This window comes from Achromobacter sp. ES-001, from assembly GCF_019448355.1.
In the GTDB taxonomy this organism is placed as follows: Bacteria; Pseudomonadota; Gammaproteobacteria; order Burkholderiales; family Burkholderiaceae_B; genus Achromobacter; species Achromobacter spanius_B.
On the sequence record NZ_CP079940.1, the window covers coordinates 4004814 to 4029613 of the forward strand.

General features: G+C 64.3%; 20 protein-coding genes. 8 read left to right on the forward strand and 12 right to left on the reverse strand.

The genetic code is table 11. The annotated features are described in order from the left end of the window. Positions 1-55: 55 nt before the first annotated feature. Positions 56-1795, forward strand: coding sequence for a peptidase M14 (locus KYT87_RS17945; protein WP_219990501.1), 1740 nt, complete (start codon positions 56-58; stop codon positions 1793-1795). Positions 1796-1808: 13 nt separating this feature from the next. After that, positions 1809-2246 (forward strand): acetyltransferase, encoded by a 438-nt coding sequence (locus KYT87_RS17950; protein WP_046806971.1) that lies wholly within the window; start codon positions 1809-1811, stop codon positions 2244-2246. On the opposite strand, the gene KYT87_RS17955 is transcribed toward KYT87_RS17950, so the two are convergent. The 6 genes from KYT87_RS17955 to KYT87_RS17980 all read right to left on the reverse strand — a co-directional run bounded on the left by KYT87_RS17955 (position 2221) and on the right by KYT87_RS17980 (position 7447). After that, a complete protein-coding gene (locus KYT87_RS17955; protein ID WP_082134625.1) occupies positions 2221-2424 on the reverse strand; it encodes an oxidoreductase-like domain-containing protein in 204 nt (67 codons plus the stop codon). The two genes, KYT87_RS17950 and KYT87_RS17955, sit on opposite strands and share 26 nt — an antisense overlap. A gap of 9 nt (positions 2425-2433) precedes the next feature. After that, on the reverse strand, positions 2434-3003 hold the full coding sequence (locus KYT87_RS17960; protein ID WP_255593272.1) for a GNAT family N-acetyltransferase: 570 nt from the start codon (positions 3001-3003) through the stop codon (positions 2434-2436). 138 nt (positions 3004-3141) lie between these two features. Continuing rightward, positions 3142-4743 (reverse strand): lytic murein transglycosylase, encoded by a 1602-nt coding sequence (locus KYT87_RS17965; protein ID WP_219990503.1) that lies wholly within the window; start codon positions 4741-4743, stop codon positions 3142-3144. A 108-nt stretch (positions 4744-4851) separates the two neighbouring features. Further along, positions 4852-6315 carry an MATE family efflux transporter gene (locus KYT87_RS17970; protein ID WP_255593274.1) on the reverse strand — a complete coding sequence of 488 codons (1464 nt, stop codon included), beginning with the start codon at positions 6313-6315 and terminating at the stop codon, positions 4852-4854. A gap of 6 nt (positions 6316-6321) precedes the next feature. After that, entirely contained in the window at positions 6322-6684 is a 363-nt protein-coding gene (locus KYT87_RS17975) for a hypothetical protein (RefSeq protein ID WP_104144361.1), read from the reverse strand. 25 nt (positions 6685-6709) lie between these two features. Further along, entirely contained in the window at positions 6710-7447 is a 738-nt protein-coding gene (locus KYT87_RS17980) for a hypothetical protein (protein WP_255593275.1), read from the reverse strand. Positions 7448-7559: 112 nt separating this feature from the next. Here KYT87_RS17980 and KYT87_RS17985 point away from each other — a divergent pair, with 112 nt between their 5' ends. Beyond that, a complete protein-coding gene (locus KYT87_RS17985; protein ID WP_120156300.1) occupies positions 7560-8495 on the forward strand; it encodes a LysR family transcriptional regulator in 936 nt (311 codons plus the stop codon). A gap of 72 nt (positions 8496-8567) precedes the next feature. Beyond that, positions 8568-9518 carry an adenosine deaminase gene (locus KYT87_RS17990; RefSeq protein ID WP_219990504.1) on the forward strand — a complete coding sequence of 317 codons (951 nt, stop codon included), beginning with the start codon at positions 8568-8570 and terminating at the stop codon, positions 9516-9518. Between the two features lie 98 nt (positions 9519-9616). Here the strand turns inward: KYT87_RS17990 and KYT87_RS29865 are convergent, their stop codons facing one another. The 6 genes from KYT87_RS29865 to KYT87_RS18020 all read right to left on the reverse strand — a co-directional run bounded on the left by KYT87_RS29865 (position 9617) and on the right by KYT87_RS18020 (position 19089). Beyond that, complete coding sequence (locus KYT87_RS29865; protein ID WP_255593276.1) at positions 9617-10408, reverse strand: DUF6708 domain-containing protein; 792 nt, start codon at positions 10406-10408, stop codon at positions 9617-9619. Further along, positions 10408-11142 carry a hypothetical protein gene (locus KYT87_RS18000; RefSeq protein ID WP_219990505.1) on the reverse strand — a complete coding sequence of 245 codons (735 nt, stop codon included), beginning with the start codon at positions 11140-11142 and terminating at the stop codon, positions 10408-10410. The genes KYT87_RS29865 and KYT87_RS18000 overlap by 1 nt, the downstream gene beginning before the upstream one ends. A 444-nt stretch (positions 11143-11586) precedes the next feature. Beyond that, positions 11587-12387: a DUF6708 domain-containing protein gene (locus KYT87_RS29870; protein ID WP_255593277.1), complete on the reverse strand. Its 801-nt coding sequence runs from the start codon at positions 12385-12387 to the stop codon at positions 11587-11589. Then, positions 12387-15845: a T6SS effector BTH_I2691 family protein gene (locus KYT87_RS18010; protein WP_219990506.1), complete on the reverse strand. Its 3459-nt coding sequence runs from the start codon at positions 15843-15845 to the stop codon at positions 12387-12389. The genes KYT87_RS29870 and KYT87_RS18010 overlap by 1 nt, the downstream gene beginning before the upstream one ends. Continuing rightward, complete coding sequence (locus KYT87_RS18015; RefSeq protein ID WP_219990507.1) at positions 15842-16912, reverse strand: hypothetical protein; 1071 nt, start codon at positions 16910-16912, stop codon at positions 15842-15844. The genes KYT87_RS18010 and KYT87_RS18015 overlap by 4 nt, the downstream gene beginning before the upstream one ends. A gap of 104 nt (positions 16913-17016) precedes the next feature. Continuing rightward, on the reverse strand, positions 17017-19089 hold the full coding sequence (locus tag KYT87_RS18020; protein WP_219990508.1) for a type VI secretion system Vgr family protein: 2073 nt from the start codon (positions 19087-19089) through the stop codon (positions 17017-17019). A 553-nt stretch (positions 19090-19642) separates the two neighbouring features. Between KYT87_RS18020 and KYT87_RS18025 the strand changes: the two genes are divergently transcribed. The 4 genes from KYT87_RS18025 to KYT87_RS18040 all read left to right on the forward strand — a co-directional run bounded on the left by KYT87_RS18025 (position 19643) and on the right by KYT87_RS18040 (position 24799). Further along, on the forward strand, positions 19643-21061 hold the full coding sequence (locus tag KYT87_RS18025) for a carboxylesterase family protein (RefSeq protein WP_219990509.1): 1419 nt from the start codon (positions 19643-19645) through the stop codon (positions 21059-21061). Between the two features lie 250 nt (positions 21062-21311). Beyond that, complete coding sequence (locus tag KYT87_RS18030) at positions 21312-22286, forward strand: tripartite tricarboxylate transporter substrate binding protein (RefSeq protein WP_255593278.1); 975 nt, start codon at positions 21312-21314, stop codon at positions 22284-22286. Between the two features lie 170 nt (positions 22287-22456). Further along, a complete protein-coding gene (locus KYT87_RS18035) occupies positions 22457-23851 on the forward strand; it encodes an amidohydrolase (RefSeq protein ID WP_219990510.1) in 1395 nt (464 codons plus the stop codon). A gap of 144 nt (positions 23852-23995) precedes the next feature. Continuing rightward, positions 23996-24799 (forward strand): aspartate dehydrogenase, encoded by an 804-nt coding sequence (locus KYT87_RS18040; RefSeq protein ID WP_046805357.1) that lies wholly within the window; start codon positions 23996-23998, stop codon positions 24797-24799. Position 24800: the final 1 nt, after the last annotated feature.

A 24800-nucleotide genomic window follows, 5' to 3' on the forward strand; every position in this document is an offset into this window, starting at 1 on the left:
AAGGGGCATTTGTGAATTTGCAGGATGCCGCCTGAACCCCGAAGGAACACAAAGCATGTCTTTGCTTGATAAAACATTTGACCGCACGCTGGACGCCTGGACCCATGCCTACCTGGCGCCCGCCTGGCGTGGCGCGGTCGTGGAAGGCTGGCTGTTCGAAGGCGTGCAAGCCCGCCGCGCGGCGCAGGCCCGGCTGGCGCAGGCCGGCGTCACCGCGCGTTTTCGCAGCGCCTACAAGCCGCTGCTGCATTTCTTTTTGGAAGACGTCCAGCGCGAGGGCCTGGTGTCCGCGCTGGTGCGCTACCCGCTGCATGAACACGCGCAGGCCAAGCGCTTCACGCTCGAAGCGTATCCGCTGATTGCTTTGCTGGACGGCGTGCGCGTCGTCATGCAGGCCGGCGCCAACGACTTGCATTACGACGTCACCCTGACCTACGCCGACGGCCGCCAGGTTGACGCACGCGTGTTCGCCCCCAACGTCGTGGGCGCGGCCCAGGATGGCACGCCCGAGCTCTCGCCTACCGGCTGGCTGCGCGTGCAGGACGCTGACGGCGTCGTGCAAACCGATGGCGCGCAATCGACGGAATACCAGCAGGCGTTCCGCAGCATCGTGGACACGGTGCGCAACCACCCGTGGGGCGCGCATGAACCGTATTTCGACCGCCTGGAGATCCGCGTGGACCTGCCCGGCATGGACTTCGCGCTGCCGGTAGACGAAGAAATCGTCAGCACCTTCGAAGCCCTGCACGAGGACGTGTATTTCACGTTGCTGGAACATTTTCAGCATCATTCCGGCCGCCCGTCGGGTGACCGCGGCTTGCAACCCGGCCAGATCATTCCCGACATCCGCCGGCATGACGGCGCGGCGCGCGTGCAGATATCGCTTGAGCCGTTTACGCACGTCGCACCGGTCACGCCCGTGCCGCCCAACGCCCCGTTGGCGCAGTGCCGCGAGCCCCTGACGGCGGGCCAGATCGCCGGCTGTGTGGCGGCTTTTGGCGGCGACACCTTCCAGGCAGTGTCGCGTCAAGGCCGCCCGGTGCTGGGGACTTATGTCCGTGGCCCCGGCCCCGCCGTGTTCATTTCGGGCGCGCAGCATGCCAATGAAACCTCGGGCGTCGTCGGCGCATTGCGCGCCACCCAGGCGCTGGCCGAACGCGGCGACGCGCACTTCGCGCTGATCGCCTTGGAAAACCCCGATGGATACGCCCTGTTCAACCGCCTGCGCGAACACCACCCGCGCCACATGCTGCATGCCTCGCGCTACAGCGCGCTAGGCGACGACATCGCGTATCGCGAGCACGCCCCGTTTTTCGAACGCGACGGGCGCCATCAGGCGCATGCCATCAGCGGCGCGCAATTGCACATCAACTTGCACGGCTACCCCGCGCACGAATGGACCCGGCCGCTATCGGGCTACCTGCCCCGCAATTTTGAACTGTGGACGATTCCCAAGGGATTCTTCCTGGTGCTGCGCCATCATCCGGGCTGGCGCGACCGAGCGCGCCGCCTGATAGAAGGCGTCACCGCGCGGCTGGCGCGTAATGTGCCGGGGCTGGTGGAATTCAATGCGCGCCAATTGGAACTGTTTCACGCGCATGCGCTCGAAACGGGATTCGATGTCATGAACGGCATTCCCGTGCAGATCACCGAGACCGACCGCGAAGAACTTCCGCTGGCGCTGATTTCCGAGTTTCCGGATGAAACGGTCTACGGCGACCGCTTTATCTTCGCGCATACTGTGCAAATGGAAACCGTCCTGGCGGCGACTGACCTGTACCGCTCAGGGCTGTAAAGACCAATAAGAAATGAATATCCGAGAACGCAATCACGGCGACGACCTGGCCCTGGCGGACATCTGGCTCCGTTCGGTGCGCGCCACGCATTCCTTCCTGACCGAAAAAGAAATCCAGGGCATGTACCCGCAGATCCTCAACACCTACCTGCCGTCCGTGCGGGTGTGGGTCTGCGAAGACGAAGACGGCGACATCGCCGGCTTCATGGGGCTGACGGGCAACAAGGTCGACATGCTGTTCGTGGACGCCAGCAAGCGCGGCAAGGGCGCGGGCCGCCGTCTGCTGAACTTTGCCCGTTCGCTGCATGGCACCCTGCTGGTGGACGTCAATGAACAAAACCCGCAGGCGCATGGCTTCTACAAGCACTACGGGTTCGTCGACACCGGCCGCTCGGCGCACGATGACGCCGGCCGCCCCTTCCCCATCATTCACATGAAGCTGGCGGGCTGACCGCCTCATGGCGGCTACGCCAGGCTTTCAAGGCCTGGCGATAGTTTTCCATGGCTTCGTCATACCGGTCGTACACGCAGGGGATGCAGCCGCTGTTGCAGCATTCATCCGGCGCGGGCGGTTCCGGCGGGACGGGGATGGGATCGTCGTCGGGAGGGGTCGGTAGGCGGGTGCTCATGGCCGGATGTTAACGCGACGGCAACGCTGTATTTGCATCGGCCACGTCTTGCTGGTCGCGCCAGTGCCTGCGGTGAATCTCGTAGCGGACCTTGGTGTTGGAGTCGGGCTTGGCGTTGGTGTTGTTGGCGTTGTTGGCGTTGGCGTTGTCAGCTGCCGCCTCCACATCGCCAAGCAGGCGCATGCCGATCTTTTCCAACACCCGGCGCGATGCCGCGTTGGATCGGATCGCGACCGCGCACAACGTGTCCACCGGCAGCAGCCTGAAACCCAATCCGACCAGTGCCGTTGCGATCTCGACGGCGTAACCCCGGCCCCAGCAATCCGGCTCGAACGCGTAGGCAAGCTCGATGGCGCCGCCTTCATCGGTAAGCGTGAACTTCAGGCCGGCGCGCCCTGCCAACGCGCCATGCTCCCGCGTTTGCAGCACATACATGCCGTAGCCATGGTCCAGCCAATGGGCCACGTTTTGCGCCAAGTACAACCGGCTGGCGGCGGCGTCGCGCGTACCGCCCATGGTGGCCATCACGTCCGCATTGGCATGCATCTGCGTGATGAACGGCAGGTGCGACTGACGCATGCGCTCGGCGCGCAAGCGGGGTGTCAGGAAAACGTCAGGAAATGCGGCGTGCGGCATGACAGTCGAAAAGAAAACGGGGCGGCTACATCATAGCGGCGCAAGGCGACGCATGACAGTAGCCGCCCCGGTACGGCGGGCTTACTTCGCGGGCCGCGCGCGCAGGGCGTCGGGCTTGTCGGCCTTTAGCGCATCCAGAATGCGTTTGCCCACCCGGCCATCTTGCGGCAGGTTGCGGCGTTCCTGTTCGGCGCGCACCGCGTCGCGGGTCTTGGCGCCGGGTATGCCGTCCGCCTCGCCCACGTCGTAGCCCCGGCCGTACAGCTCTTCCTGCAACTGCTTGATCTCGGCGCGCGACAGGCCGGGGTCATCCGTCGGCCACGCCGCGATGATGCCCGGGCGGCCCTGCAAGCGGTTCAGCAGCAACGACACCGCCAGCCCATAACGGCGCGACTGGTTGTAATGCAGGATGGCGTCAAAGTTCACCGTCGCCAGAAACACCGGCCCCTTGGCGCCGGTGGGCGCGAACAGATAGGCTTGCTCGTCATTGCCCGACGGCAGCTTCAGCACCGACCCATCACCCTGCTTCAAGCCGGCCTGCGCCCACTGGGCAATCGTGCGGCGGTCTTGCGAGCCCACGTACTCCGCGTCCGGTTCAGGCGGGATGGCGGCGGCCAATTCGGCCGGCACGCGCACTTCCACCACGGCCGGCAGCCCATGCGTCCACTTGGCGCGGCGCTTGCGCAGATGGTTGGCGGTAGACGCCAGCGCGTCAGGCAGCGAATTGTAAAGATCGATGCGGCCATCGCCGTCGCCATCGGCGGCCAGTTCGTAGAAGGACGTCGGAATGAACTGCGTCATCCCGAAAGCGCCGCTCCAGGAACCCACGAAGCTGTCCGCCGGCACCGTGCCGTCACGCAGCAGGCGCACCGAGGCGTAGGCGTTTTTTTCCCACAGCGTTTTGTTTTCCGTGCAGGCGCGCGTCAACCAGGCGTTCAGCACGTCGGTCTTGCCGATCTGCCGGCCGTAGTTGGTTTCAATACCAAAAATCGCCACCAGGGTGGCGGGGTCCACCTGGTATTGCTGGCTGATGGTGGCCAGTTGCGGGCCCACTTTCTTCATCACCGCCAGGCCGTCATTGACGCGTTCGTCGTCCACGGTCTTGGCGATGTAGTCCCACCAGCTTTCGCGCCCTTCGGGCTGGCCCTTGGCGGACGCAACGGTAGTGGGCAGAAGCTTGGCGCTGGCTGTGTATTTATCCCAATCCGCCACGGTCAGGCCATTGGCGGTGGCACCCTTGCGCAACTTGGCGATACACGCCTTCGTGTCGAGCTCGGTCGGAATGATGACCGTCGGCGCGGCGGCGGCAGGCGCGGCGGCAGGCGCGGCAGTAGCGGGCGTCCCGCTAGCGGCGGGGGCCGCAGCGGGCGTCGCAGTGGCCGGCGTAGCAGCGGCGTCCGGAGCAGCGGCGGCCGGAGCAGCGGCGGGCGCCGACGCGGGGGCCGGCGCGGGCGTTGCGGTGCCGGCCTTTGTGGCTTCCTGCTCGGCAACAACGTCGTCAAAGCTGCGCTTGGGCGTCAGCGGCGGCTGGGCCGGCGCAGGTGCGCTCTGCACGCGCGTGCCGGTGGCGGACGCAGGCGATTGCGCCTGAGCAGCGCCCGCGACGGCGATGATGGCCGCCGCCAACACAAGGCGCGACAGGCCAGGGGAATCGATTCGAGGGCGTGAAGAACGCAGACGCATGGTATTCCTGAAAAATCCAAGTCAGCCCGGATCGTACCGCGACCGGCCGCCGAAATCGAACGCGGCGCAGTGATGTTTTTGCGTCGCCCCTTGCCGCCCCGCCTGACGTCAGGCCGCGTGGGACTGCGCTTTATCGACCGGCGGCGCGCGCAACACACGCAGGCAGACCGCCATCGCAATCAGGCTGAACACCGCAAAGCCCAGCGCCTGTCCCAGCAGCACGCCCTCGGCGCCACCATAGTGCGCGCCCAGCCACACAAACGGCATCGTGCCTACCGTGGACCGCAGCCAACCGATCATCGTCGAATACGTGGCGTACCCCAGGTTGTTGAACACGGCGATCGACACGAAGAACAGGCTGTTTACTGCCCAGGTGAAGCTGCCGTAGCGGCAAAAGAAAATCACCAGGTCACGCCCCGGCCCCGTCATGCGGAACAGGTCGGCCACCCACGGCGCGGCCAGGGCCAGCAAGGTCGCCGCACCCAGGCCATACACCACAGCCCAGCGCGACGTCAGGCTTACCGCCTGCCTGACACGGTCCCATTGGCCCGCGCCCAGGTTCTGTCCAAGAATGGGGCCTATCGCGCCGGGCAGCACGAAGTAAAGCGAATAAGCCAGTTGCAGCACGCGGTCGACCACCGTCGCCCCCGCCATGACGCTGGGGCCGAACGTGGCGTAGGTCGACACGGTGAAGATCACGGCCGCTGGCGTCGCCAGCGCGGTCAATGCGGCCGGCAGCGCGATCCTGCCTATGGCGGCCAGATCGCCAAGCAGCGCGGCCCGCCCAGGCCAAGCCACCAGGCGATGCTTGCCGAACACCAACCAGCCGCCCAACGCCACGGTGGCCATGCGCCCCAGCCCGCCCGCCCACGCAATGCCTTGCATGCCGCCGTCCAGCACGAAGATGACGATGGGATCCAGCACCGCCACCGTCGTCGTGCCCGCCAACAGCACCCACATGGACTGCCTGCCGCGCCCCGATGCCCGCAGCAGGTTGGACAACATCATGCCGATGCCCATCACTACTGCGAACGGCGTCGTGATCAGCACGTAGGACAACAGGTGTTCGCGCATGTCGGGCGCCAAATTGATCGCCGCCGTGAACGGGCCGATTGCCGCCAAAAAGAGGACACCGGCCACCAGCGCGGACCCTGCCATCAAGATGAGCGACGCACCGGCCAACGTGCGCGCGCGCGGCGCATTGCCCGCGCCCAGTGCGCGCGACACCAGCGCGGCGCCGCCCACGGTGACGCCGATGCACACGGACGTGATCGTGAACTGCGTCATCGACCCAAAGCCCACCGCGCCCATCACGGCTTCGTCCTGCAAGGTGCCCAGATACAGCAGCGACAGGAATTCCACAGCGAAGACGGCCAGCATGCTGGCCCAGCCGGTCAATACCATTTCAAGCACATGCGGCCCGAGCGGCCCCGCTATGAAACGGGCGCGCGAGACGTCAGCCTGGGGATACGCTGACTGGCCGGCGCCGCCGGCTGCGTGGTCGTCTACGCCCGCCTCAAGCCCCACGCTGGTGGATGCGGCTTCAGGTCGCTGCGCGCCGGGCGTATCCACTGCTATCTACCGAGGCGCCGCGTCGCCGCGCAGCTGCTGCAAGCGTTCGATGGCCGCCTCCAGGCCTTGCGCGGCGGCGGCTTCGTACCAGTGCAGTGCGGCCTTCATATCCGTCTGTTCCAGAATCATCGCCTGCACATATTGCGCGTCGGGATTGCCGCGCTGCGCATCGGCCAGCAAGGCGCGCTGCGCCAGGGCGTCCTGACGCGGCGACTCGCCATACACGTGCGCGTCATTGCCCACCGGGTCTTCGATCATGCCGCGCAGCGAAGGCGGGTTATGCGCAAACTGCTGCCGCCAGAACAACGCGGTCAGCAGGATGAAGGCGATGAAGACCAAGGCAACGATAAGCAGGTTTTTACGAGTCATGGGGGCATGAAATACGGGATGAAAATCAGGGCTGAACCGGCGCGAACCAATATTGCGACACACTGCTTTCGTTGGAATACCACGGCAGCAAGCCGATGCTGTCAGACTCGCGCTGCACCGTCACCAGCAGGCCGCCATCCTGAGGTCGAAACATTGCCACGTGGCGTCGCACACCCATGGCTTCATGCTGGCGCCAATCGTGCCGCACGCTGACCCATAGCCTGCCCTGGGTGCAGCCGGTGTAGCGCCGGATGCCGTCGGGCATGTTCAAACGCGCATCGCCCGGCATGGCCGTCATATCCTGCGCGCCGTCTTGCATCGGCAGCCGCGCGGCGGAGCGCGAGCCCTGCCCGTCCAGCGCCAGCACGCTCCAGCCCCGGCCCTCGGCCGCCATCGACACAGTCGCCTGATCCGTCAACCGCCATTCCGGCAGCAGCGATTCGCGCATGCCCGGCAAGCCCAGCGGATACAGGAAGAAGGTGCGCAAGTCCTTTAACGCCCCGTTTTCTTCGCCCGCGCGCAATTCGCCCTGGGCGCGATAGGTGCCGCCCAGCTCCGGACATTGCGCGGGGTCCGAAGGCAGCACCACCGGCTCGCCGCTTTTGAACGACGGCCACGTGACGGCCACTTCATCCACGCGCGACACGCCGCAAGCGGCCAAGGTCAACGTCAACAGGCCGGCCGCCCCCATGCGGACAAGCAAACGCGCGCGGCTCGCGCAGGGCGTAGCAAGCGGTTGGGCGGAAAATAGGGATGAATTCATGGTTGCGCGCGTCCAGCCGGGATCGGCGCTGAACTATATCTGAAACCCGCCCCGCCGTTGCCAAGCGGTGCGCGGCGGAGAATAATCGGCACATCTCCACCGGCCAGGCACCATGACACCGTTCCGAGGCAAACTTCGCATCCGGCACCTGGAAATCGTGCTGACCGTCTCCGAGCTGGGCAACCTGTCCAAAGCGGCGGCGCAGCTGCACAGCACGCAATCCGGCTTGTCGCGCGCCATCGCCGAGATCGAGGAGCTGGTGGGCGCGCGCCTGTTCGAGCGCACGGCCAAGGGCACCACCTGCACGCCGCTGGGCGAGGCGATGTGCCGCCACGCCCGCCTGCTGCTGACGGATTTTCGCAAGGCAGAGATCGACCTGGCCGCCGTGTCGCGCGGCGACGAAGGCAGTCTGACCGTCGGCTGCTTCTCGATGTTTGCCGGCTGGCCGGTGGCGCAGGCGGCGCGCTCGTTTCGACAAGCCTATCCGCGCATCACGCTGACCATCGAGATCGGCACGCACGAACGCCTGATCGAAGACCTGGACGCGGGCGCGCTGGACGTGCTGATCAGCCGATTTTCGTCCACCGTCAACCCGCAGATCTATCGTTCCACCACCTTGCTGGAAGACGCCGTCGTGCTCGGTTGCGCCACGCACCATCCGTTGGCCGGCGTGGCAGGCACGACGCTGGCTGACTATGTGGCTTACCCCTGGATCACCGCGTTGCCTGGCAGCCGTATCCGAGGCGAGCTGGAAATGTCCCTGCGCCAGGCCGGTTTGGCGATTCCGGATATGATCGGCGCCCTGTCCCTGGAGTTTGGCCGCGAAATGCTGCTGGACGGGCACTACCTGTGGATGCTGCCCGGCAGCGTGGCCACGGTGCGCCAGGCTCGCGGCGAACTGGTCGTGCTGCCCGCGCGCCCCGCGATCAAGAAGTCGCCGCTTGCGGCGATCTGGCGGCGCGACCGCCCCAGCACCCGACAGGCCCGCGCTTTCGCGGCGCATCTGGCGCAGGCCATCGAAGCGGACGACATCGCGCTGGCCGCGTGATCGTTCGTTATAACGCCGGCACTTTTCGCCGATCCTCTTTATCTGAACACGCCCCTTTTTTTCGGAGCACCCATGTACGACTGGCTCAACGCACTGCCCAAGGCGGAACTGCACCTGCACCTGGAAGGCTCGCTGGAACCCGAGCTGCTGTTCCAGCTGGCGCAACGCAACGGTGTTGCGCTGCCCTGGCCCGACATCGATGCGCTGCGCGGCGCCTACAACTACGGCAACCTTCAGGAATTTCTGGACCTGTATTACATGGGCGCGGACGTGCTGCGCACCGAGCAGGACTTCTACGACCTGACCTGGGCCTACCTGTTGAAGTGCCGCGAGCAGAACGTGGTGCACACCGAACCCTTCTTCGATCCGCAAACGCACACGGATCGCGGCATTCCCTTCCAGGTCGTGCTGGATGGCATCAGCCGCGCATTGGAAGACGGCCGCAAGCAGTTGGGCGTATCCAGCGGGCTGATCCTGAGCTTCCTGCGCCACCTGCCCGAAGAGCAAGCCATGCGCACGCTGGAACAGGCCCTGCCCTTTCGCGACGCATTCATCGCCGTCGGCCTGGACAGCAGCGAAAAAGGTTTCCCGCCGCGTTTGTTCCAGCGCGTCTTCGACCGCGCCCGCGCCGAAGGGCTGCCCGCCGTGGCGCATGCGGGCGAAGAAGGCCCGCCCGAGTACATCTGGGAAGCGCTGGACCTGTTGAAGGTGCTGCGCGTGGACCACGGCGTGCGCGCTGCCGAAGACCCGAACCTGATCGCGCGGCTGATCGACGAACAGATCCCCCTGACCGTCTGTCCGCTATCCAACACCCGGCTACGCGTCTTCGAACACATGCGCGACCACAACATCCTGTCGCTGCTGGACGCGGGCGTGAAGGTCACCGTGAATTCCGATGATCCGGCTTATTTCGGCGGGTATGTCACCGAGAATTTTCAGGCGCTGCATGAACATTTGGGCATGACGCAAGAGCAGGCGAAGGCGCTGGCGGATAACAGTCTGGATGCGCGCATCGCGAAGTGAGGCGTGGAGGAAGGCGGTGGGGCGGTGGCTGGAAGTAAGGCAGCGGAGGGATCAGCCTCTAGCTATTTCGCGGGCTTGATTCACTCTGGTATCGCGGATTACGGCGCGCTGCGAGATTCGATATCCATCGCCTCGGGCCATTCAACCAACGGCGCCCAACGCAGCGCCAGGTTGTATGCCGGCACGTCATTCGCATCGCGTGGTTCGATGTCGCACGGCGGCAAGGCGTCGGGGCCTAGTTGCATGTAGGTGCAGACGTAGGCCCAGAGATTGTCCAGGTCTTGGTTGTAGGTGCTGAGGTGGAAACGTTCGAGGACTTCGTTCGTGCCGGGCTTGACGATGGCGATTGAGACGCCCCACTTGATGATGAGACCACCACCGGCGGTAGGCCCCCATTGCTCCCACACTTCGGCTCGCACATCGTTCCAGTCGTGGCTGGCGGTGGTTGCATAACGGCCCCCGAAGGGATTCCACCATACCTGGTGGAACCCATAGACGTAGATCCTGCGACGGACTCGATTGAACCGAATCGGTAAATCGCGTGGTGTAGAAACGTCTATGTGGTATAGAAACGCGGCCAAGTAAAAATAGCCTGCGGAACAAAGCGCAATAACGAACAAAGCAATTAGTCGATCCGTCATATCCCCGGACGAAAACCAGTCGTAGCGGATGGCAATAGTCAGCTGCCAAATGAAGGCGTAGGCGCACAACGGAACGGTTACAACAAAGGTTCCTCGGACACTCGAAGAACGTCTGGACAGTTCCAAATAGATGCCATCCAGGTAGTTTGGCGGCTGCTCTGGACCACCCAACGCCTTGGGCGGGTCAGTCGGTCCCGGCAAATCGCGCTTCCACCCCGGACACGGCGGGTCGAGCATAGGACTGGGCATCAGGGCTGCTCCCTGCGGCATAGCCAGGCATGTCCGAGCTCATCATCCTTGTTTGGCCAGTAGCGAATATCGATGGTGGCACTCTTGAGAGCGTGCGCGCCTCCAAGCCAATAGCGGCAACGCAACACGGGGCTCTCCTCGACCGGCATCCAAATCTGTTCCGGGACTAGCTCGGGCGCAACGCTCAACTTGGGCGCTTCGACTTGACTGTTGTGATACACCGATGCGAGCACAGCCGACGCTACCGCTTGGCTACGTCGACCTTTCGCCACGCCAAATTGCTCAATGCTCAGAGTAAATTCGTAGCGTGACCTGATGGGATCGAAACCGGGGAGAACGACCCGATAGCTCAACACGGTGCCGTATTCAAATCCACCTGTTTCCTTAGCCTGCAAAACGTCCATTATGATCAGCCCATCCAAATCTACGGCACGCTTGTCAGGGTCAAATCCAAGGGATGCCTCCATTCCCAAAACGGCGGCATTTAGCGCAGCAACGGCAAAGTCCATCTGATGCCCCTCGGCCCACCTCAACTCCATTTCGGCTTTTCCGAAATATGACTGTCGCGCCCAAAGTTCCAGGGCATCTGACTCCAGTTTCTTTGCTGTGCCTGCGGCGATAAAGGCCGCGAGCCCAAGCGCAACACCGATCCCCCAAGGGCCCGAGTAGCGCGCCGCTGCCAATCGCGCCAGCCCAGGCAAAGCCACCTCCGAGGATTGACAAAACTGCGGCAACTACATTTGCCAGTCCTGCTGATGTATCGCCTTGCCTCGCAACACGCAACAAGGCGCGCATACTTCCAACCCCATCCGCCACTCCCCCCAACGCCGCTATCGCCCCACCCGCTTTCACCAACCCCTTCCCCAGCCCAATCGCCTTCGCGACCACGCCCAGCTCCGCATTCGCAATCCTCCGCATAAACGGCTGGACCGCCTCGCCTGTCACACTGACCGCCAACCCGCCCGCCTCGACACCCGCGCCTAGCATGCCGATGCCCGCTCCGTACAACGCAGCCATCGCATCTGCATGCTCCGCGCCCACCGCGTTTCGAGCGGATCCCAGGCTGGCTTGCACGCCGTCGTGAAAAGAGTAGAGGCTGACAGGCGATAGCGCGCCGTATGCCGAAACAGAGTCGCACTGGGGCCAAGATATTGCAGTCGCCCGCGCTAGCCGCACCATCACGGCGCGCTCCGCGATTCGATATCCATTGCCTCCGGCCATTCAACCATCGGTGCCCAACGCAGCGCCAAGTTGTATGGCGGCACGTCATTCGCATCGCGTGGTTCGATGTCGCACGGCGGCAAGGCGTCTGGGCCTAGTTGCATGTAGGTGCAGACATAGGCCCAGAGATTGTCCAGGTCCTTGTTGTACGTGCTGAGGTGGAAACGTTCGATAACTTCGTTCGTGCCGGGTTTGACGATGGCGATTGAGACGCCCCACGTGACCATCAGGGTGCCACTGGACGAGGCACCCCATTGCTCCCAGACTTCCGCGCGAACGTCATCCCAGTCGTAGCTGGCGGTGGTGACATACCAGTGGGAGAAGGGTTTCCACCAGACCATGTGGAAACCGTAGACGTAGATTTTTCGGCGGAGACGGTTGAACCGGATGGGGAGGTCGCGGGGTTGAGTGACTTCGGTTCGATACGCAAGCACGGTGCTCCAGATGCATAGCGCCACGACGAGCAGCGCGGCCAGAACCATAAGCAGATCGGATGAACTAAAAGTTGATAGCGCGTGCAAAATCGCCGTAAAAAGGGCGCGTGGCGCCTCAACGACGGTGCAATAACCCATTAAGACCACCCCGTACAGCAAAATTCCACGAATGGTGGACGAACGCCTGGGCAATTCCAAGTAAATGCCGTCAACGTGGTTCGGCGCATCCGCCCTTATGCTTGGTGTCACCACAGGTGGGTCACCAGGCCCCGGCAAATCGCGTTTCCATCCTGCACACTGCGGAACAAGTTTGGATCGCGCCATTAAGCCACCTCCGTCATTGTGATGCTGGCATAGCCGGCGACATCGTCCTTGTCACACCAATAGGCGATGCTGACCGTAGCACTCTTGATTCCGTGTAGGGGTTCGAGCCAGTATTTGCAAGCTAGCACTGGCGCTTCCTTAGTCGGCAATACATGGCCTTTAGGCGTCAACCATCGAAACTCATCGAGAGCCGGAGCACTTAGGGCGCTGTTGTGATGAACGGCCTCGAGCACGCCTTCCATCGCCGCCGGAGCGTGTCGTCCGACTTTGTCTATCCCGAAGCACTCTACAAGTAGCTTGAATTCATAGCGTGACACCTCCGGATCGAAGCCGGGCAGGACGATTCGATAGCCGAGCTCGGAGCGCGACTCCATGCCGCCCGACGCCTGGGTTTGCAATATGTCGGCCGCCAGAAGCGAATCGACGTCCATCGGCCGCACGACCGAACGAAAGCCGAGGATCGCCTCCATACCAATAAGTGCGGCATTCAGTTCCGAAATCGCGGCATCCATTTGATCTGCCGTCAGCCAGCGGAAGTTAGGCTCTGCCTGACCGAAATACGAACGACGAGCCCATAACTCCAGGGCATCTGACTCTCGCGCTTTTGCACTCTGCGACAAGATGAACGCTAAAAGCCCGACCGCTATGCCGATGCCTAGCGGTCCCATCAACACCGGCTTAGTCGCGGCCCCGATCAGACTAAAGAAAGCTCCACCAAACGAGGCTAGCCCAGCAAATGTGTATGTCGTCCTTGCTTTTCCATCCCTAACAGCAGCTGCTCGCCCTCCCGCCGCAAACGCACCCACCCCATCCGCCACTCCCCCCAACGCCGCTATCGCCCCACCCGCTTTCACCAACCCCTTCCCCAACCCAATCGCCTTCGCGACCACGCCCAGCTCCGCATCCGCAATCCTCCGCATAAACGGCTGGACCGCCTCGCCTGCCACACTGACCGCCAACCCGCCCGCCTCGACACCCGCGCCTAGCATGCCGATGCCCGCTCCGTACAACGCAGCCATCGCCTCGGCATGCTCCGCGCCCACCGCGTTTCGAGCGGACTCCAGGCTGGCTTGTACGCTGTCGTGCAGAAAGTAAAGGCTGACGAGCGATAGCGCGCCGTAGCCCGAGCCTACCGACAGACGCTTCAAGCTGACGAAGCCGTTCTTGGCGAATTCTCGGGCTTGTTCGGCGGTCAGTTCCAGACCGATCAGCAGGTCGGCCACGGGGGCTTCCAGGTGATGGACGCCTATCGACAGTCTTCGCATCAGGCCGCCCGCCATGGCGCGCGTACTGTGCGTGACGTCATCAATGGCCGCTTGCATGCTGTGCGCGGCGTCTCGCGCTGCGTCGGACACGTCCGCCGCGCCGGTCCTCATTGTTTTTATTCTCTGGGCGATATCCTCCGCGCTGCCTTCCATCCAGATCGTCACGTCGACCAGCAGCTTGTGCAACGCAGGGTCCGGGATGCTGATCAGGCCGGCGAAGATGAAAGCGCGTACTCGGCGGCCGGTGTTTTGGTTCAGGGATTCGCCGACGCGTTGCAGTTCGTCGGCGTAAATGGCGAGGAGTTCGCTGACCGTCAGTTGGATCACGACCTGCGTCATTTGCGCGCCACGGTACAGCCAGGCGCCGCCGACGTGCACGGCGTTGACGGCCGCGCGCGTGGCGTCGTTTAACTGGGCGTGAAGGCGGCTGCTGGCGCCGTGCACGGCTGCCAGCAGCTGGTCCGCGGCGTCCGCCGCCAAGCCTTCGCGCCAGGCGCCGATCTCTTTGCTGCTGACCAGGTTTTTGACGGCGTCGAAGTATTTCTTCGCGGCGTCGTTGGCCCCGCCCCCAGCCCCTGCACTGAACAGGGGCAGAAAGCTGGATTGCAGATCGCTGCGTTGGCCGTTCAACGCCAGATAGACGGCGCTGTGGGGGTCGGACAATAGCTGCTTCCAAGCCTGCGATGTGGGACCTGGATTGTCGGTGCGGGCGGGATCGGCAGCACCACCCGTATGTCCGGCAGTCGGCGGATTCGCCGTCGCAGCCGAACTGGCCGCGGCCGAGGAAACGCCGCTACCCGCAACGGCAAGCGGCACAGACACCGCATCGGTAATGCCGCCGTCCAGGCACGCGCTGACCATCAGCAGGCGCAGGCGGCGCGAGCGTTCATCGGTGTCGCTGTAATCCAGGTCTACCACCCGCTTCCAGGCTGCGCCGCGCACAACCTGTGCCCAGTCTTCGCCATAGGCATCGATGATTGCCTCCAGCCGTTTGGACTCCTTGTCATAACTCGCTTGAAAACTGGCGCGGCCCTTGCGGCCTAGCTCGGAGGGCGGGTCAGATTCCCAATAGCGTTCCTTCAGCCGATCCATCCGCTGCTCGGTCTTGTAGGCGATGCGTTCGCGGCGCTCCAAGGCCGGATCCCGGAAGATCGGCGCCATGCCGGATTCGCTGGGCATCGTGTCCAGCATGTAGGTGGGGCTGTCCGGTATCTCGGCATCGGCCTGTGCGGCGTAAAGCTGTTCAATGCCCAGCAAACATTGCGAGGTCAGATACGCATAGCGCCGCTGCGGCTCTTCCGCCCACATGCGCTTTTGCGTGTAGGCGGCCAAACGGAAGTTGTTCAATTCCTGCGCCAGGCCCACCGGGTCGGGCAGGATCAGCCCGGGCACGCCCTTGGCCAGATCGTGCTGAAGCTCCATCAGCCTCAGATAGTTGCGCATGCCCGTAGCCTGCAATACCCGCGAATGCCAGCCATGAACGCTGCCAAAATCACGGACGGCGTGGCTGTACTCTGCTATGTGTCGATCGATGCGGTGAGCGTGTTCCAGCGCCAGCGCCGCGCCTCCCGCCGTGGGCTCTTTGCGCAGCTTGGATAGGTCCAGGATGACAAAGCGCAGTGCGTGGTCCGAGTTGGCTGTCGCCTGTTGGGCACCAGCGACTGCATGTGCCGCGCGTGCCGTCCCGTGTGATGCGCCCGCTGCAGGCTGTGAGGACCCCGCCGCCTTCGCGGCACCCGCACCGGCTTTGTACGCGTCCAGCACAGCCACGGGCCACGGGTCTTGCGCGTACGCGACCCAGGCTGTCGTATACATATCGACGTCGATACCGATAAAAGATGCCGGCAGATCGTGCGCGCTTTGGACGCAGCGTTCGGACAAGAGCGCGGGTGGGCCCTTGGCCATCTCGTAAGGGTCGAATTGACGCAGGTGACCGGCGTCAGTGACTTCGTACGCCTGCCAGACCTCATGGTCCAACAGCACGTAGACGTAACCACTACGTAGAATGCGCAGCGACTGTTGCAAGTCGGGGTGCGTCGTTGCGCCGTGCCTGTGCAACGATGCTGCCTTGGGAATGACGGCCGGGCGCAGCAGCAGGATCGGGATGCCGGTGCGCCGGCAGGCGGGGCAGCTGCCCAATGGCAGGGGCGACGTCTCTTGGGCGGCAATAGCTAATTGGCTGCTGGTGGTCATGGCGGGGAACCTACTTGGTCAAGATGGGTGGCAATGCGGTGCCAGGCATGGTCGCCATACGCAGCCAGCACGGTGGACGCACCGCCGGGCGCTGCACGGGCAAGTGCGAGTCGCAGCGGTTCGTAATCGAGTAAGCGCGGGTGTATTGCGGCTTGATGCAGCGCCAGCACGATGATGTCCCGCGTATCCGACAGCCCCGCCTGCCGTGCTTGGCGTATCCAGCGAAAGGCTTGTGCGGCGGCCTGCGGGGGCAATAGCGAGGGGCCTTGCCAGCGACCCGGTGCGTACGACAATGGCAATTGCAGCGATCGGCGCCAGGCCGACAGCAGTTGCGCAATTAGCGGCGCGTCACGTTGAGTCTGTCGGGCAAGCGCGGGGAGCTGGATCGACGGCTGAAGCGCGGCGCCGGCCGCTGGCCCGGTCATCGTCGCGCTTGTTGTTCCAATCCCGACTCCAATGCCGGCGCCAATGCGCCCGACGCCAATCCCGACATCAGTCCCCGTACTGCGCTGGAATCCACTCACCATCGCAAGCGATCCCCAACTGCTAGGCAGCAACCACGTGCGTATGGGCCACATCAGCGGCCCCAGCGTTTCAGCGTGGATGGACGCGGCCAGCAGTTCCAGGCGCAACGGTTCAAACCATGGCGACATTCCGCGCGTGGCATCGGCCGCAAAGTCCATGCAGCGCGCGGCCACGTGATCCGCCAACGTCTGCCCGTCCAGGGGACTGAGCAGGCAGCCGCACACATAGCGACGGCGGCGGGCGGCGTCCGCCTGCGCAAGGCGTTGGGCCAGCTCCATGAGTTCGGGCGCAGGCACATCCGCACATCCCGCCAACCGGACCAGCACTGGGCATGCCTTTGGCGAGTGGGCCAGGTCGGGGCGCGCGACGGTCGTTAACGCATCGGCGCCCAACACCTGGGTCAACGACGCAAGGCCCAACCCATGCTCCGGCGCGCAGTCCGCCAGGGGATTCAACAACAGGTAGACGCTGTCATCCGCTGCGCGGCGCGCTGCGACCAGGGCGGCCATCGTGCCTGGCGTCGTGGTGTCTGTCGGCATCATGCGTGCCGCGGGCCGGACCGCCCCCTGCGTAGCCGCCTTCGTAGCCGCCTTCGTAGCCGCCTTCGTAGCCGCCGTCATATTGCCCGGCGTCACCGTGCGCCCCGTCATCGCGCGCGTTCCATGCAATCGTCCAGCAAGCCTTCAACCACATCGCCCGCCATCGACAGGGAATTGCCGCCGCCGCCCGCCTGCGCCACCGGGCCATTTAGGTTGATGGCAAGTGCTTCCAATGTGATGCCGGAGCCGTTGATCGTGATGGTGCCGCCCGGCCCCTTGATCACCACGCTTTGCGCGGCCTGCAATTCCAGCGTGACCGTCTTGCCCTCGATCCGCTCGCCCGCATGCACCTGGAAATGCCCCTGGACCTTATGTTCCACATGGCCGCCCGTTTCAATCCAGTGATTGGCCACCGTCTTGTCGCGCCGGTTGTTGCCCACGTCTTCCGTGCGGTCCCGGCCGGTGGCGATGGTGTGGTTGCGGTCGATGGTCAGGAAGTCGTCCTGGCCGATGGTGTGGCGGCGGTCCTGGCCGATGTGGACCTGTTCATCGCTGCCCACCGATTCGCTGCGGTCGTGGCCGATGGTGATGGTTTCGTCATGCTCGACCTGTTCGCTGCGGTCGTTGCCGACGAAGGTGGTCTCGTTGTGGTTGACGTGGAGGTTCTGGTCTTTTTGCGCGTGAACGTAGATCTCTTCCTGATCGCGTTCATCCTCAAAGCGCAGCTCGTTATAGCCCTCGCCCTTATGCGTCTGGCTTTTGATCGTCATGCGCGTTTTGTGGCGCGGCAGCTCGTAGGGCGGCGGGTTGATCGACCGGTGCGTTCTGCCCGTGACGATCGGCTGCGAGCTATCGCCATCCAGAAAGCTGACGATGACTTCCTGGCCGATGCGCGGGATGGCCATGTGGCCCCAGCCCGCGCCGGCCCAGTTCTGCGACACGCGGATCCAGCACGAACTGTGTTCGTTGTTCTGCCCCAGCCGGTCCCATGGAAACTGCACCTTGATGCGGCCGAATTCGTCGCAGTAGATTTCTTCATTGGGCGGGCCGACCACGCTGGCGATCTGCGGGCCGTCCACTAGCGGCTTGCGGCTGGGCTCGGGTTTCCAATCGACCTTGTCGGGCACGATGTCGGCGGTGTAGCCGTAGCGCGTGCCTTGTTCAGCGCCCGCGCCGTCTTCTTCCTGGCTGCTGTGCTGGATGCCGTGGTGGCGCATGCGCACCGGGCGCCAGCCGTGGTTCCAGTCATCACGCGGGTGGCCGGTCAGGTCGAACGCCACGCCGGGAATTAGCCGTGCGTCGTCGCCGTGCACCTGGGCCATGCGCGCATCGCGGCGCAAGCCCAGCAGGCGGCTTTGCGTGAAGGGTTTGCCGGCCTCGTCGCGCTTGTAGCGGCCGGGGTAGTCGTAGCGCTCGTAGCGGGGGTCTTGGTGTTGCAGGTCGGCGGCGACGTGCGTGTGCTCCTGGTCGTACTGCGGGTGTGTGTAGGTGTAGTCGCGTTGCGTCTGGCGGGCGGTGCGTAGTTGTTCGGTGTAGATGAAGCGATGCAATGCAGGTTCGCGTTGATCGCCGCCCGGCGTGGGGTTGTAGACGACCGGCCCGCCGGCGATCTCGCCATGGATGTAGATGCGGTCGCCGTGGATCAGGCGGTGGGAATTTTCGGTATGGGCGTAGCGGTGGAAGTAGCCCTCTTCGGCGGCCAGGCGCGCCACGAAATCCAGATCGGTTTCGCCGGCCTGCACGCAGTATTCACGCACCAGGTGGTGGTTGGTGGTGACCTGTTCGTAGTCGGTAATGCCGTGGCGCTTGAAGACATCGGCCAGGATGTCCGGCACAGACAGTTGCTGGTAGATGCGCCAATCCGAACACAGCGCCGCGCGCGCCAGCGACGGTTCGACCACGGCGCGGTAACGCGTGCGCCGAAAGCCGGTGTCGCCTTGCTCGAAGGCCGTGACGATGCCGTGCACGTGGCGCACGGGCGCATCGCCCCGCCATAGCGTGAACAACGCTGTTTGATCCAGCAGCGCGCCAAAGTCGATGGCGGGGTCGAAGCTGGATAGCTCAAGCTCTAACCGATAGGTCTCGGACAGCGCCTCGTCCAGCGTGAATTCAATAACGTCGAACGCCACGCCACGGGCGGCGGGCACGAAGGTAAAACGCAGGTCGGATGAGTGGGCCATGGGGATCCTGGAATAAGTCCCCACAGCTATGCAACATCCATGCCAACTTTCACGGCGTCCCGTTAAACCCAATGCTTTCAGCGACTTAGGATTTCGGGCGCAGTGCAAACGGCGAAGAAATGGACCTGGTTATCGCCAAACGCGCCGAAAGCCGTGAAAACACAGGTTTTCCTCGCTAAAACCGGCTTGTTCTGCAATAAATCAGGCCAGATCTGGCTCGAAGTTTTGCAAGTGCCTGATTCCTAAGGAGGTTCACTGGGCCAGAATTGGCCCGATCGGGTCAATTCTGGCCCGCGCGACGGTGGGCGGCCTTGGTCCGGCATGCCCTTTTACGCCGCCCTTTTACGCCGCCCTTTTACGCAGCCCATTTACGCGCCCATTTACGCCGCCCTTTTACGCCCCTTGCCTCCCGGCCAGCCATGCGGGTTTCGCATGGCCTCGATCAAAACCGGCATGTCCGCCGCGCCGCTTTCGTCCCTACCATAGGCCTGCTATCCCGACGCCGGCAGCCTGGCGCCATATGAACAGCAACCACGAAAAGACAGGGGCAACGATGAATCAAACCGTCCAGGCGACGCTGCCGGCAGGCACGCTGACCGGTGTGCAGGAACGCGGCGGCGTGTGCCGCTTTAGCGCCATTCCCTATGCGCGGCCGCCGGTGGGCAAGCTGCGTTTTGCGCCCCCTGAAGCCGCGACCTGGCAAGGGGATCTGGATGCCACACAGCCCGGCCCCGTGGCGCCGCAACTGCCGTCGCGCCTGCGCGATGCCATGGGTGACTTCAACGCGCCGCAATCCGAAGACTGTCTGCATCTGACGGTATGGACGCCGGCCGCGGACGGCGCGCGTCGGCCGGTCGTGGTGTGGCTGCATGGCGGCGCCTGGCAAAGCGGCGGCGGCGCGCTGGACTGGTATGACGGGTCCGCCCTGGCCGCGCGTGGCGACCTGGTGGTGGTGGCGGTCAACTACCGGCTGGCCGCGCTGGGCTGGCTGTACGTGCCGGGTCAGACCGCGAACGTGGGGCTGTTGGACCAAGAGGCCGCCATCGATTGGGTGTTTGACAACATCACGGGACTGGGCGGCGACCCCGAACGCGTCACAGTGATGGGACAGTCGGCCGGCGCGTCGTCGATCTGCGCAATGCTGGCGCGCAAGCCGCGCTTCTCGCGCGCTATCTTGCAAAGCGCCGCGCTGGGCCGGGGGTTTCGGTCGGCGGCACAGGCGCAGGCGTTGGGCCAGGCCTTTCTAGAGGCGGCCGGCGTCGCGTCGCTGGACGCCGCGCGCGCGCTTCCCGCTTCCGCTTTGCTGGCCGCGCAGCAATCGCCTGCGGTCGCGGAGGTGTTGCGGGCCGAAGGAAGCAGCCGCAGCCAGTTCTGCCCGGTGTTGGACGGGCACGTGCTGCCCGAGGACATCGCGCCCGCGCTACAGCGGGCCGCGTCCCGCGCCGACGTGCTGGTGGCGTACACGCGCAATGAAATGGCGGCCTTTCCCGGGTACGTGGCGAATGCAACAAGGGCCGAAGGGCTGGCAACGACGGATAACCACGCCCGCGCACACGTCGACCCCAGCCCCGTCGGCAATGTCAGCCCCTGCCACGTCGACCCCAGCCGGGTCGACCACGTCAAGCCGGGCCACGTTGACCACGTCGGCCCCGCCTTTGACGACCCCATCGGTGATCAAGTGTTCGGCGCACCGTCACGCGCGTGGGCGCGGGCGGCGGTCACGCAGGGCCGTCAAGCCTGGCTGGCGCGCTTCGACGTTGCTCCGACCGCGCGCTTCAAGGCGTGCCATTGCATTGAACTGCCCTTCGTGTTCGACACGGTATCCGCGTTCGGCGACGCGCCGATGCTGGCCGGATTGGACGCGGCCCACGCGCAGCGCCTGACCGCGCAGACGCAGCAGGCATGGCTCGCGTTCATACGCGGCGACGCACCCGATTGGCCAATGGCGCCGCACCTGCACGTCTTTGCCTGAAGGCTGATGCCGGGCGCCGGATGTCACATGCCGGATGCCACATGCCAGACGCCACGTGCCAGATGTCACTGCCGGATGACACATGCCAAATGCCACACGCCGGATGTCACATGCCAGACGTCACGTGCCAGATGTCACTGCCGGATGGCATATGCCAAATGCCACACGTCGAATGTCACATGCCAGACGCCACATGCCTGACCTTTGACGCCGAACATTCTGTACACACCTACAACACAAGGGGAATTCCATGATTAAGCACATTGCGCCGATGCGCACGTTGGCACTGATGCTAACGCTCGCGATGCTGACGCCGCTGGCCGCGCAGGCCGCCTATCCCGACAAGCCGGTCAAGATCATCGTGTCCAATCCGCCCGGCGGCCCGGTGGACGTGATGCTGCGCGTGCTGGCCAGCAAGCTGGGCGCGGTGTGGAACCAGCCCGTCGTCGTCGAGAACCGCCCTGGCGCGTCCGGCATCATCAGCACCGGCGCGCTGGTGAAGTCCGCGCCCGACGGCTATACGCTGGGCATGGTGGTGGCCTCGTCCGTGACCATCGTGCCCTTCGCTGTCGACAGCCTGCCTTTTGATACGCAAAAAGACTTGCAGCCGATTTCGCTGGTGGCGCGCACGCCATTCATCTTCATCGTGCCCAAGGACAGCCCGCTTAAGACCTGGGACGACTTCGTGCACGAAAGCAAGACGCGCAGCCTGAGCGTCGGCTCGTTCTCCATCGGCACCGCGTTTCATCTGGTCTGGGAACAAACCGCGCGGCGCGCCGGCATCCGCGCGTTGTACGTGCCGTCGTCCTCGTCAGGCAAAACGCAGAACGATCTGATAGGCGGTCAATTGGACGTGGGCCTGGACGCGCCATCAAGTTCCAAGGGCTTGATCGACAGCGGCCGTTTGCGCGCGTTGGCAATCACCAGTCCGGAACGCTTTGGGGGCCTGCCGGACACGCCCACGTTGAAGGAGTCCGGCTTGAAGGATTACGCCCCGCAACCCTGGATCGGCTTGATGGCCCCCGCCGGCGTGCCGCAAGACCGCGTGGCGCTGATTCAGAAATCGGTGGCGGACATTCTGAAAGAACCGGCGATGCGCGCGCAGATGGAAACGTTGGGCATGATTCCAATCGGCAGCACGCCGGAAGAACTGGCGGCCACGATCAAGGCGGACCGAGCCGACATGGAGCCGCTGATCAAGGAGCTGGGCATCAAGCTGCAATAGAAAATGCGGCGGTCGAAAATTTGGCTCGTCCAACCTTTCACCGCCGGAAATTCCACCTTTCGGAATCAAAACGGTCGGAATTTAAGCATCCGTAACAAACACGCCGGCCGCGTGGCGCTTGGGTAAGATCCTTGTCCAATAACAGGTTAACAACCACGAGGAGAACACCCATGCAGTCTCGCAACATGCGATTCCGGTTGGCGCCGCTGGCCCTGGCCGCCCATCTGCTGATGAGCGGCCCGGCAGCCGCGCAAAGCGCCCCCGGCACGCAAGGCCCGCTGGCCCCGGCCCCCAACGCCGAGCTGTCCGAACAGATCGACACCCGCGCCCGCGCCATCGAGGACAAGCTCATCGCGTGGCGCCGCGACATTCATCAACACCCCGAACTCGGCAACCAGGAAACGCGCACGTCCAAGCTGGTGGCGGACCACCTGCGCGCGCTGGGCATGGATGTGAAGACCGGCGTGGCGGGCACGGGGGTTGTCGCCGTGCTCAAGGGGGGCAAGCCCGGCCCCGTGGTGGCGTTGCGCGCCGACATGGACGCGTTGCCCGTCAAGGAACAAGTCGACGTACCCTTTGCGTCGAAAGCCAAGGGCACGTACCTGGGCAAGGAAGTGGACGTGATGCACGCCTGCGGGCACGACACCCACACGGCCATCCTGATGGCCACGGCCGAAGTGCTGGCCGGCATGAAAGACCAGCTGCCCGGCAGCGTGAAATTCATCTTCCAGCCCGCCGAGGAAAGCCCTGCCGACTTCGAACCGGACGGCAAGAAGATCTGGGGCGCCAAGATGATGGTGCAGGAAGGCGTGCTGGACAATCCCAAGGTGGACGCCATCTTCGGCCTGCACGTGTCCAGCGCGTATCCGGCCGGCTGGTTGTCGTGGCGCAGCGGCCCGGCCATGGCCGCCGCCGACCAGTTCTGGATCGACGTCACCGGCAAGCAGACGCATGGCGCGCGCCCGTGGTCGGGCATCGACCCCATCGTCGTCAGCTCGCAGATCATTCTGGGTTTGCAGACCATTCCCAGCCGCCAGATCAACAGCATGCTGGAGCCGGCCGTCATCACGGTGGGCGCCATCCATGGCGGCAATCGCATGAACATCGTGCCGGACAGCGTGGCCATGACGGGCACCATCCGCACCTACGACGAGGGCATGAAGAAGGACATCCACCAACGCATCGCGCGTACCGCCGACATGATTGCGCAAAGCGCGGGCGCCAAGGCCGATGTGCGCGTGGTGGAACTCTACAACGCTACCGTCAACAACCCGGCGTTGACCGAGAAGATGGGCTCGACCTTGCGGCGCGTGGCAGGCGAAGGCAACTATGGCTTGCAGCCCAAGTCCACCGCGTCCGAGGACTTTTCGTTCTATCAAGAGAAGGTGCCGGGCATGTTCTTCTACCTGGGGGTCACGCCCAAGGGCACCGACGTGGACAAGGCCGCGCCTAGCCATTCGCCGCGCTTTTACGTGGATGAATCCGGCCTGATCAACGGGGTGCGCGCGTTGTCGAACCTGACGGTGGATTACATGGCGCGCGCGCAACAACAATCCGGCAGCTGAGCCGGTAGCCTGCGGTCGCTACGCATTGACGCCCGCCCGGGCGCTGGATAAAGTGGCTGGCAACCTTGCGCCATCGGCATCGATGGCGTTCTTTTTTCTTGGCCCGGCTTGCGGTGCGCCGCAGCCCTACCTTCCGGATTCACCATGAACAGCTACCGCGTCGGCATCGCCGGCTTCGGCGCCATCGGCCAGGCCGTGGCGCAATCCCTGGATGCCGGGCTGCCCGGCCTGACCCTGTCCGCCGTCGCGGTGCGCGACCCCAAGGCCGCGCCCGACTTCGCCTGGACCCAGGCCGCCCCCAGGTTCACCACCCTGGACGCCCTGCACGAGCATTGCGACGTGGTCGTTGAATGTGCGCCGGCCGCCGTGTTTCGCAGCATTGCCGAACCCGTGCTGCGTGCCGGCAAGAAGCTGGTGGTGCTCAGTTCCGGCGCGCTGCTGGCCAACGAAGACCTGATCGACGTGGCGCGCCAGCATCACGGGCAGATCCTGGTGCCGTCCGGCGCCATTCTGGGGCTAGACGCCATTACGGCAGCCGCCGAAGGCGTCATCCATTCCGTCACGATGATCACCCGCAAGCCGCCGCGCGGCCTGCTGGGCGCGCCTTACCTTACCGACAACAACATCAGCCTGGACGACGTCACCGAACCGCGCTTGATCTTCCGCGGCTCGCCGCGCGATGCCGCCACGGGCTTTCCGGCCAACCTGAATGTGGCGGTCAGCGTGTCGCTGGCGGGCATCGGGCCGGATCGCACCACGCTGGAAATCTGGGCCGACCCGTCGCTGGAACGCAACGTGCATCGCGTGGAAGTCGTGTCCGACTCGGCAAATTTTTCGATGGAAATCCAGAACATCCCGTCCGCCAATCCCAAGACCGGCCGCATCACCGCGCAAAGCGTCGTTGCCGCGTTGCGCAAGCTGACGGGGCCTTTGCGCGTGGGCACGTAAG